Raw genomic sequence first — 10,412 nt, 5'->3', positions numbered from 1 at the left:
GCCGCATCCAGGGCCACCAGCCAGCCGTCAAGCTGACCGACATATACCTTGCCCTTCCATACAGCGACGCCGCGATTGACGGCGTCGCAGCACGCCTTGCGCGCCCATGCGCCATCGAGCTGGGGCTCGAAACGCCACAACAGCTTGCCGGTCGTGGCGGACAGGGCGTACACGGCGCCGAAAGGCCCGGAGTTGTACATGACACCGTCGACGACGATCGGTGTCGCCTCATGCCCGCGCTGTACGCGCCCGCGCAGGTTGCCCGAGTCGAATTCCCACTCAAAGCCGAGACGTCCGACATTGCCCTCGTTGATCAGGGCCAGCGGCGAGTAATGCTGCTCGCCTGCGTCCCTGCCGCCGGTAAACCAGTTTTGCGGCTCGCTGTCGGCCGCCTGAACGCGTTTCCAGTCCACTTGTGCGGCCTTTGCCGCCTTGCCTGCTGCGTCGGCCGTACCATGAAATAGCAATACCAGGACCAGGAAGGCACGCAAACTGCGTAGATAACGCATAGGGACTCCGGCTAACGAGGTTGATTGGGCTTACTCAGGCCGCATTGGGCGCTTGCTCTTTTGCGACCATCTTCGCGAGGATCCGCCGGGACTGCACGCCGCCCGCGTCGATATTGAGCATCAACAGCTTGCGCTCCGGGTAGGATTCGAGGTTCTTCTGCTGGCGTTCGAGCACTTCCATGTCTTCACCGAAGATCTTGCCCTGTCCTTCGCGGATCGATGCGGTCAGCGCCGCATCGTGTGGTTTGAAGTTACGGGCCATGCCCCAGAAATACCAGTGCGACGTTTCGGTCTCGGGGGTGATGAAGTCCACCACGATGCTGGAGACTTTGAAGCGTGGATCGGCGTGGTAGCCGCCCTTGCCGGCGAGCGCGACACCGACTTCGATCAGCACATGGCTGGGCGCGGTGAAGCGGCAGATCTGCCAGCGGTCGACCGGCACGTCATCGGGCAGGTCATTCCCGCGCAATGCCAGGCGCCAGAACGGCGGGGCCATGATGTTTTCCATGAAGCGCTCGGTAATGACCTCCTCGCCTTCGATCCGCGTCGCCACCGGTGCTTCGTCGATTTCCTTCTGCCCGATGCTGGACCCGTGGACGTAAGTCTCATGGGTCAGGTCCATCAGGTTATCGATCATCAGGCGGTATTCGCAGTTGATGTGGTACAGGCCGCCGCCGTAGGCCCACTCGGGATTGACGGCCCATTCGAGATGGTGGATTTTCGACGCATCTGCCAGCGCGGGGTCTCCCGGCCAGACCCAGATGAAACCGTAACGCTCTTCGACCGGAAAACTGCGTACCCCTGGAAATCCGCCAACCCGCTGTCCAGGCATCGACACGACCTTGCCGTTGCATCCCATCGCCAGGCCATGATAGCCGCACACCAGTTTTCCGTCCACGACCTTGCCGAGGGACAAAGCGGCGCCGCGATGCGGGCAGAAGTCTTCGACCGCAGCAACCTTGCCTTCAGGACCGCGGAAGAAGGCAATTTTCTCGCCGCAAATTTGGCGACCGAGCGGACCGTCGGCGATTTCGTCGGGCGTGCAGGCGACGTACCAGGTATTTTTCGGGAACATGTAGGTTTCTCCTTGTAGCGCCATCAGCCTGCGGTCGGGCCGATGGCGGCTCTTGCAAAATGCTGTGCGCCGGTCAGGCTGCGCGCTTGAGCATGTTATGTGGATCGATGACGAATTTTTCGGCGCGCCCGCGTCGAATGCCCCGTAGCCGCCAGGCGCCTCGTCGAGCGAGATTACCTGGACGCCGACGATGTCGGCGACGTGGATCTTGTCCCACAAGATCGCCTGCATCAGCTGGCGGTTGTATTTCATGACCGGGGTCTGCCCTGTGTGCAGGCTGTGCGACTTGGCCCACCCCAGCCCCAGGCGCAGGCTCAGGCTGCCTCGCTTGGCGGCGGCGTCGACCGCACCAGGATCGTCGGTCACGTACAGTCCGGGATGCCGATGCGTCCGGCAGCGCGGGTGATCTCCATCAGCGAGTTCAGTACGGTGGCCGGCGCTTCGATTTGCGACCCGCCGTGGCCATGGCCGCGTGCCTCGAAGCCGACGCAATCGATCGCGCAGTCCACCTCGGCGTCGCCAAGGATCGCGCTGATCTGCTCCGCCAGCGTCACGTCGAGGGAGAGATCGACGGTTTCGAAGCCCACGCTGCGTGCGTGCTCGAGGCGCACCGGATTGACGTCACCGACAATGATGACGGCCGCGCCCAGCAGGCGGGCCGAGGCCGCAGCGGCCAGGCCGACCGGACCGGCGCCGGCGATGTAGACGGTGGTGCCGGGGCCGACACCGGCCGTGACCGCGCCATGATAGCCGGTCGGCAGGATGTCGGACAGGCAGGTCAGGTCGGTGATCTTTTCCATTGCGCGGTCGCGGTCCGGGAAGCGCAGCAGGTTGAAGTCCGCGTACGGCACCATGACGTATTCCGCCTGGCCGCCGATCCAGCCGCCCATGTCGACGTAGCCGTAAGCGCCGCCAGCGCGCGACGGGTTGACGCTCAGGCACACGCCAGTGTGCTGCTCCTTGCAGGAACGGCAGCGTCCGCATGCCACATTGAACGGCACCGACACCAGGTCGCCCAGCTTGAGCGTCTCGACGTCCTTGCCGACTTCGATTACCTCGCCGGTGATCTCGTGCCCGAGCACCAGGCCGGAAGCCGCGGTCGTGCGGCCGCGCACCATGTGCTGGTCCGAGCCGCAGATATTGGTCGTGACGACCTTGAGGATCACCCCATGCTCGATCTTCTTGCCCCGGGGGCTTTGCAGCTTGGGAAACGGGATCCCCTGCACTTCGACTCGCCCTTGTTCCACATACACTACACCGCGATTGTCCGACATGTCTGTGTCTCCTGTGACTGTTAACTTCGTTGACGAAAACCTGCTATGCCGCGGGCGCCTGGGCGACGTACTTGCTGGTCAGGTACGCGTCCAGCCCTTCGGTGCCGCCCTCGGCGCCATAACCGCTATCCTTGACGCCCCCGAACGGGGTTTCCGCGGACGCGATCAGGAAGGTATTGATGCCCAACATGCCGGACTCGATGTGATCCGCCAGCCTCGTAATACGGTCGGCATTGGACGTGAATGCATAGGCGGCAAGGCCGAACGGCAGCGCATTCGCCTGGGCGATCGCCTGCTCTTCGCTGGCGAACGGGATGATCAGCGCGAGCGGACCGAACGGCTCTTCGCTCATTACGCGCGCGCCGGGATCGATGTCGGTCAGCACGGTCGGCTTGTAGAAAAAGCCTTCGCTTCCGCCTGGAGCCCCGCCGGCGCTGACTTTCGCACCGCCGGCGCGCGCGTCCTCGACCAGGCTTTCCATCGCCGCCACCCTGCGCGGGTTGGCAAGCGGCCCCATCCCGGTTTGCGGGTCGAGTCCGGAGCCCAGGCGCAAGGAGCCGGCGGCATCGGAGAACGCAGCCGCGAATTCACGGTAGATCTTCTCGTGGACGAAGAAGCGCGTGGGCGAAACGCACACCTGCCCGGCATTGCGATATTTCCCGGCGACGGCCGCTCGGGCCACGCGCTGCACATCGACGTCGTCGAATACAAGCACAGGAGCGTGGCCGCCCAGTTCCAGCGTCGCCGGCTTGACGCCCTGCGCCGCGAGCCCGGCGATGTGGCGCCCAACCGCGACGCTGCCGGTGAACGACACCTTGCGTACCACGGGTGACGAAATCAGGTGCTCCGATACCGTGGCCGGCACCCCGAACACGACATTCAGGACTCCCGGAGGCAGTCCCGCGTCATGCAGCGCGCGCGCCAGCTCGATCGTGCAGGCGGGAGTCTCTTCCGCGGCCTTGATGATGCAGGTGCAGCCGGCGCCCAGCGCGCCCGTGATTTTCCTGGCCGGGATCAGGGCCGGGAAATTCCAGGGCGTGAAGGCCGCGGTCACGCCAATCGGCTGGCGCAGGACGGTATTGCGCCAGCCGGGGAAGCGGCCCGGAACCACACGCCCATAGGCGCGGCGCCCCTCCTCCGCGGACCATTCGAAAACCTCGGCCGAGATGAGGACTTCAAGCATGGACTCCGCCAGTGTCTTGCCCTGCTCGAGCGACATGATGGTGGCGATGTGATGCTGGCGCTGGCGCAGCAGTCCGGCGGCAGTGCGAAGGATCTGCCCGCGTTCGAGCGCCGACATGGCGCGCCATTTCAGGAAGGCCGCTTCCGACGATTCGAGCGCGGTGTCCAGGTCGGCGGCACTGGCGTGCGGCAACTGCCCCAGCGAGAGGCCGGTCGCCGGGTTGATGACTTCTTCGGTTTGCCGGCCGCGCGCGTCCAGCCATTCGCCGGCGATGTACAGTTTCAGGTCGAGCGACGGTACAGACATGAATACTCTCCATAAGGCGTCCGCACGCTGGTGCGGCGGCGCCAGTTCAATTTGGGCAGGATTAGCCGCGCTTGTACTCGCCCAGGCCGGGACGGTAGGCCTTGTCATCGATGAACTGCGCCATGCCCTTGTCCTGGCCGCGCTCCGGATCGAGGGCGCGGGTCTGGTCCGCCTTCGCGGTCAGGTATTCGGCCGCGGTCTCCCACGACATCTCGCGCGCCATGTGATACGCGGCTTTCGCCTGGCGCAGCACAAACGGATTCTTCGCGATCAGCGTGCGGGCCAGGGCTTCGGTCCGCTCGCGCAGTTTGTCCGCCGGCACCGACTGGTTGACCAGTCCCATTTCGGCGGCGCGCACGCCGTTGAACGATTCGCCGGTCATGATGTAGTACAACGAATCGCGCTGGTTGATCACGCCGGCCACGGCCTTGGTCACCACGCCGGCCGGGATGATGCCCCAGTTGATTTCGGACAGTCCGAAAATCGCATCATCCGACGCGATCGCCAGGTCGCACGCGATCATCGGCGTGAACGCGCCGCCGAAGCACCAGCCGTTGACCATGGCGATGGTCGGCTTGCCGTAGTTGCGCAACATCTTCCACTGCCAGGTGCCATTGGCACGGTAAACGCGCATGCGCTCGTCGTACGACAGTTTGTCGGTGGCGCGGAAATACTCCTTCAGGTCCATTCCGGCCGACCAGGATTCGCCGCTGCCGGTCAGGACGACGACGCTGCAGCGGTCGTCGATCTCGAGCGCGTCCAGCACTTCGATCATTTCGAAGGCCAGGGCCGGGCTGATGGCATTGCGCTTTTCCGGGCGGTTCATCGACACCCAGGCGATGCCCTTGTCGAATTCGACCAGCACCAGCGTGCCACCCGGGATCGGCTTGGCGGAATCCGCCGTAGTAGTGTTCGTCATGTTTTCTCCTGTGGTGGTCGTGATCGGCGCAAGCGGCTCAAAGGCCGATTGCGACGGATTTGATTTCTGTGTAAACCTCGATGCCCTCGCGGCCGTTCTCGCGTCCCCAGCCGGACTGCTTCATGCCGCCCATCGGCAGCGCGTTGTCGAACAGGCCGCCCGCATTCACCTTGACCGAGCCGGCCCGGATGGCGTGGATCATCTTGTGCGCTGTGCTCAGGTCGCGTGTCCATACGGTGGCGGACAAGCCGTATTCCGTGTCGTTGGCCAGGGCGGCAATCTGCGCCAGGTCGTTACCTTCGAACGGCATCGCGCACAGGACCGGCCCGAAGATCTCCTCGCGCACCACGGCCATGTCGGCGCGCGTCTGCGTCAGGACCGTCGGCTGGATGAAGTAACCTTCACCATCGATCACCTTGCCACCCGTGAGCACCTCGGCGCCGTCGCGTTCGCCAGAGCGGACATACGCGCTGACCCGGTCCAGCTGCTGCTGCGACACGAGGGGGCCGATCTCGGTGTCCGGCGCCAGGCCGTGTCCGACCTTGAGTTTGGCGGCGCGCTCGGCGACGCCTTCGACCACGCGGTCGAACACATCCTTGTGCACGTAAAGGCGCGAACCGGCCGCGCAGATCTGGCCCGAGTTCGAAAAAATGCTGCGCGCCGCGCCGTCGATCGCCTTCTCGATATCCGCATCGGGGAATACGATCGTGGGCGACTTGCCGCCCAGTTCGAGCGTCACACGCTTGAGGTTGCCGGCGGCGGCGGCAAGGATGGATTTGCCGGTCAGGGTCGACCCGGTAAACGACACCTTGTCGACTCCCGGATGCTCGGCCAGCGCCTTGCCCGCCGTCAGTCCGAAACCAGTCACGAGGTTGAACACGCCTGGCGGGAAACCGACCTGTGCGATCAATTCGGCCAGCCGCACGGCAGTCAGCGGGGTTTGCTCGGCAGGCTTGAGAACGACCGTGCAACCAGCGGCCAGGGCCGGCGCGATCTTGCCGACAGCCATGGCAAGCGGGAAATTCCACGGCACGATCTGGCCCACCACACCCACCGGCTCGCGCAGCGTATAAGCCTGCCATTGCCCTGGGAACGACAGGTTGATTGTCTCGCCGAACAGCTTGGTCGCCCAGCCCGCGTTGTAGCGCAGGCATTCGGCCGCGCCGCCAACGTCCATCATCCGGGCGAAACGCACCGGCTTTCCGTTGTCCAGGCTTTCCAGCAGCGCCAGTTCGTCGGCGTTCGCTTCGATCGCGTCCGCCAGTTTGAGCAGGAGCCGGGCGCGGCCGGCCGGGCCGAGCGCGCGCCACGCATTGCCTTCAAACGCACGGCGGGCTGCCTGCACCGCGAGGTCGATATCGGCCGCCTCACCGGCGGCCACTTGCGCGAAGACCTGGCCGTTGGCCGGATTGCGCACCTCGATCGATTGCCCGCCCCGCGCCGCGTGCCACTGGCCATCAATGAACAACTGGTGCGTCTTCGCCAGGAATCCCTGTGACAGGGTTGCCAGCTGGCTGTCGATGTTGTGATTGTTCACTTTGTGCCCTCATCAAATTTTTAATATAAACGAACTTTATATAAACTTCGCATACCTTGTCAACGAAAAAATTCACGGGAATGGCAAAAGACGAACGGAAGCGCTTCGCAGTAGATGCAAAGGCAAATTTATATAAGGGATCTTTAAATGAACGACGGCGCAAGGCCGCCGGCACGACTGCGGGAGGGAGCGGAAGTGACCGGCGCGACTGGCGCGCCGCTCAATCAGGAACGGAGGGTATTGACGACGATGGAGAGCGTATCGCGGAATGCATCAATGGAGTCCGCCGGAACATTTTTCAACGCGGCGCGCTCGACGGCCTGCATTTGAATCGCACCGAGCGCCTGAATGCTGCGGCCTTCCTCGGTAAGGTTCACGATGAGAAGACGCCGGTTTTCCGGATTCTCGGCCCTGGTCAGCAAACCGCGCTGTTCCAGTAACGTCAACAGCTGTCCCATATTCTGGGGACTGACATAGAAACGGCGCGCCAATGCAGCCGAGGACAGGCCGGGCTTGTGCTCGATGACCGACAAGACCGTGTACTGAATCGGCGTCAGGTCGAACTGCTTGAGGGCCGCCTCGATCTGCGTGCGCACGCCGTGGTGTGCGGCGGCAAGCATGTAAAGCGTGGTTGCTTCGACGCTGACTGTTTTTACACTTTTCTTGGGGGATGCCACGACGCCGCCAGTCTTTTCAATAACGAGGAATGGGCCGAGAAGCCGGCCCGCCAGGCGGCCATTATAAGGTAAATCGTGTTTATATCAACCCTGCCCCCCTCGCACACCCCGCGGATTCCTCTATCAGGATGTTGAAAAAGGCATGAATACCTTCGGGCTTGATCGATGATCAGTCGAAATTTATCGCTCGCAAACCCGCATTCAGCCTTGAAACCGGGTTCTAGCCGCTTTTCAGGGCGCTTTGCGCGGTTTTTCATGCCTTTCGGCACCCTCTGGGCGGATTCCGCCTTATACAGTCGAGCCACGGTTCTGCATGTAGATCAACACACCGTCATCGGTCTTCAGGAGATACCGGGCATCGAAATCGATGACGCCATCCGGACGGACAAGAGGACAGTCAGCGCCACTATCGGGCAACACCACGCCTCGAATCTCGGGACCCTCGAACGATCCTTCTTTCACATAGACGGCTACTCGTTCAGCACCCTGCGGGCTCGGCCCGAAGTAGTGCGCTCCGTGCAACACAATCCGGACAGAAAACGCGAATTCGAAGCGCGGTTCACGCGGCGCAACATTGATGTTCATGCGCTCATTGTCTCCACTGAAAGTTTGAGAAGAGTGCCCCCCCGACGCAAAACAGAACGAGACGCGGCATCGATACCGATCTTTGCAGCGCCTGGAACAGGCGTGCTTCATGGCATCAACGTCGACAGTCGCTGATCATTCGTCCATGCGATCCGTACAGAGGTAAACTTATATATAGTTCCTTTACATAAGTCTACTTTACGTGTAGTCTAAATGTGTTCAGGGCTTGAGGAGTAGGCGTTAACCATCACCGCCCAGACCTCAACCGCAGAGACTGCCGGCTTTGGGAGACCCCATCTCCCGTGGTGCGGCAGGGCCCGGATGGATTTCATAAACAAGCGCCTGTATGGGGCAATGGAGAAGAGACAAGTGGCTACTACGGACTACATCGTCGTCGGGGCTGGATCGGCTGGCTGCATCGTCGCCAGCCGCCTCAGTGAGGACCCCAGGACGACTGTGACCTTGATCGAGGCAGGAGGAACGGGAAAGAACATCCTGTACAGCATGCCGGCGGGCTTCTTCGCGTTGATGAAGTCGGGACAAGGAAACTGGAACTATCAGACGGTGCCGCAGCGCGCGCTTAACGGCCGTGAGATCTACTTCCCCCGGGGCAAGGTGCTCGGCGGATCGAGCGCGATCAACGGGCTGATTGCCTCCCGCGGGCTGCCAGGCGATTACGATCACTGGGAGCGAATCGGCAACCGTGGCTGGTCTTTTCGGGAGTGCCTTCCCTACTTCAAGCGACTGGAGTCGTTCGCGGAGGGCGACCCTGAATATCGTGGACATGATGGCCCTGTCGGCGTGACGGCACCGGTCAGGGAAAACATGACCGCGGTCTCCCGAGCCTGGATCGATGCATCGATCCAGGCAGGACTGCCGTACAACCCGGATCACAACGGTCTGTCCACGTATGGCGTGTCGCACGCCCAGGGCAATTACAAGAACGCGGTCCGTCAAAGCACTGCGGCCCGCTATATCACCCCTGCGATGGATCGCCCGAACCTACGGGTTGTCGTGGACGCGCTCGTGACGAAAGTGATACTTGAGCAAGGACGCGCAGTTGGCGTCGAGGTCATTCGAGGCGGTCAACGGGAAATCATTCGGGCGGATCGCGAGGTCATTCTGGCAGGTGGGGCAGTGAATTCGCCCCAGCTCCTCCAGTTGTCCGGGATCGGCGACCCGCTCGACCTTCAGCCGCTAGGAATCAAGGTTGAAGCGCCTCTCGTGGGTGTCGGAAAAAACCTCCAGGACCACCTGAACGTATCGTTGAAGCAGCGTCTGACGTCGCCTGTGTCCTACCTGCGCAACACGCGTCCGCTTTCGATGTTGGGCTCGTTCGCGAAGTACGCGCTCTTCAAATCCGGGCCCAGTGCCACCAACGGTCTGGAGGCCTGGTCGCATGTTCATTCGTCGGCCGAAATCGACCACCCAGATATTCAGATTTATTGCGTCAACATCATGCACTCCAATAACGGCCGCGATATCGTGCCCGAGGAAGGCTTCATGGCGAGCCTCAATCACTGTCGCCCACGCAGTGTCGGCACCGTTCGCATCAAGACAGTGAACCCGGGTGAGGCACCTCTCATTGATCCGTGCTATCTGAGTGACCCCGAAGATCTGCGCGTTCTCCGTGCCGGTATCCGAATCTCCCGCGACATCATCGCCCAGGGCGCGTTCGACGCAATTCGCGGGCAGGAATATGAGCCCGGCTCGAAGGCTGAATCCGATGCTGATATCGACGCCTATATCCGGAGAACCGCGAACACCATCTACCACCCGGTGGGCACTTGCAAGATGGGCGTCGACGAGTCGGCCGTGGTTGATCCCGAGCTGCGCGTTCGCGGCGTTGACGCCCTTCGCGTGATCGATGCATCGGTCATGCCGACCATCCCGAGCGGAAATACGAACTTCCCTACCATGATGATCGCGGAGAAAGCGGTCGATCTGATCCGGACGGGGCAACGATAAGCGCAGGTAAAAAGCTGCGTTTGCGAGCGATTCATCGGACGAGTACTAATGTCCGTGCCTGAAGGACGGACATTCAGTGGTACTGCCGATGGCATCGCTCGCAAACGCAGCTTTTTACCTGCGCTTATCGTTGCCCCGTCCGGATCAGATCGACCGCTTTCTCCGCGATCATCATGGTAGGGAAGTTCGTATTTCCGCTCGGGATGGTCGGCATGACCGATGCATCGATCACGCGAAGGGCGTCAACGCCGCGAACGCGCAGCTCGGGATCAACCACGGCCGACTCGTCGACGCCCATCTTGCAAGTGCCCACCGGGTGGTAGATGGTGTTCGCGGTTCTCCGGATATAGGCGTCGATATCAGCATCGGATTCAGCCTT

At 62.3% G+C, this 10,412-nt stretch carries 8 protein-coding genes and 2 pseudogenes; 1 reads left to right on the top strand and 9 read right to left on the bottom strand.

Annotation, left to right across the window (positions count from 1 at the left end):
* The 8 genes and pseudogenes from D3872_RS05940 to D3872_RS05905 form a co-directional block, all read right to left on the bottom strand.
* Nucleotides 1–509, bottom strand: a pseudogene (locus tag D3872_RS05940) (PQQ-dependent dehydrogenase, methanol/ethanol family); the annotation flags it as partial.
* A gap of 34 nt (nt 510–543) precedes the next feature.
* Nucleotides 544–1,584 (bottom strand): Rieske 2Fe-2S domain-containing protein, encoded by a 1,041-nt coding sequence (locus D3872_RS05935; RefSeq protein ID WP_119809916.1) that lies wholly within the window; start codon nt 1,582–1,584, stop codon nt 544–546.
* A gap of 73 nt (nt 1,585–1,657) precedes the next feature.
* Nucleotides 1,658–2,858: pseudogene (gene fdhA / locus D3872_RS05930) on the bottom strand (formaldehyde dehydrogenase, glutathione-independent).
* 43 nt (nt 2,859–2,901) lie between these two features.
* Nucleotides 2,902–4,347, bottom strand: a complete 1,446-nt coding sequence (locus tag D3872_RS05925) for an NAD-dependent succinate-semialdehyde dehydrogenase (protein WP_119809913.1) — start codon at nt 4,345–4,347, stop codon at nt 2,902–2,904.
* 61 nt (nt 4,348–4,408) lie between these two features.
* Complete coding sequence (locus tag D3872_RS05920; protein WP_119809912.1) at nt 4,409–5,266, bottom strand: p-hydroxycinnamoyl CoA hydratase/lyase; 858 nt, start codon at nt 5,264–5,266, stop codon at nt 4,409–4,411.
* Nucleotides 5,267–5,303: 37 nt separating this feature from the next.
* The gene (locus D3872_RS05915; RefSeq protein ID WP_229459187.1) at nt 5,304–6,803 is read right to left on the bottom strand and encodes an aldehyde dehydrogenase family protein; all 1,500 of its coding nucleotides are present in this window, start codon (nt 6,801–6,803) and stop codon (nt 5,304–5,306) included.
* Nucleotides 6,804–7,027: 224 nt separating this feature from the next.
* Nucleotides 7,028–7,480: a MarR family winged helix-turn-helix transcriptional regulator gene (locus D3872_RS05910; RefSeq protein WP_119809911.1), complete on the bottom strand. Its 453-nt coding sequence runs from the start codon at nt 7,478–7,480 to the stop codon at nt 7,028–7,030.
* Between the two features lie 288 nt (nt 7,481–7,768).
* Nucleotides 7,769–8,065: a DUF3237 domain-containing protein gene (locus D3872_RS05905; RefSeq protein WP_119809910.1), complete on the bottom strand. Its 297-nt coding sequence runs from the start codon at nt 8,063–8,065 to the stop codon at nt 7,769–7,771.
* 369 nt (nt 8,066–8,434) lie between these two features.
* Here D3872_RS05905 and D3872_RS05900 point away from each other — a divergent pair, with 369 nt between their 5' ends.
* Entirely contained in the window at nt 8,435–10,033 is a 1,599-nt protein-coding gene (locus D3872_RS05900) for a GMC family oxidoreductase (protein ID WP_229459186.1), read from the top strand.
* 124 nt (nt 10,034–10,157) lie between these two features.
* Here the strand turns inward: D3872_RS05900 and D3872_RS05895 are convergent.
* Nucleotides 10,158–10,412 (bottom strand): GMC oxidoreductase (locus D3872_RS05895; RefSeq protein WP_229459185.1); only part of this gene is annotated, 255 nt, incomplete at its 5' end.

Source organism: Massilia cavernae (genome assembly GCF_003590855.1).
Taxonomy (GTDB): Bacteria; Pseudomonadota; Gammaproteobacteria; order Burkholderiales; family Burkholderiaceae_D; genus Telluria_A; species Telluria_A cavernae.
The sequence above is the reverse complement of the archived record's forward strand: the minus strand, read 5'-3'. Positions and strand labels throughout refer to the sequence as shown.

Bases quoted from the DNA above. Each gene is read 5' to 3' on its own strand.
- D3872_RS05935 (WP_119809916.1), bottom strand. From the start codon at position 1,584: ATGTTCCCGAAAAATACCTGGTACGTCGCCTGCACGCCCGACGAAATC.
- D3872_RS05920 (WP_119809912.1), bottom strand. From the start codon at position 5,266: ATGACGAACACTACTACGGCGGATTCCGCCAAGCCGATCCCGGGTGGC.
- D3872_RS05905 (WP_119809910.1), bottom strand. From the start codon at position 8,065: ATGAACATCAATGTTGCGCCGCGTGAACCGCGCTTCGAATTCGCGTTT.
- D3872_RS05925 (WP_119809913.1), bottom strand. From the start codon at position 4,347: ATGTCTGTACCGTCGCTCGACCTGAAACTGTACATCGCCGGCGAATGG.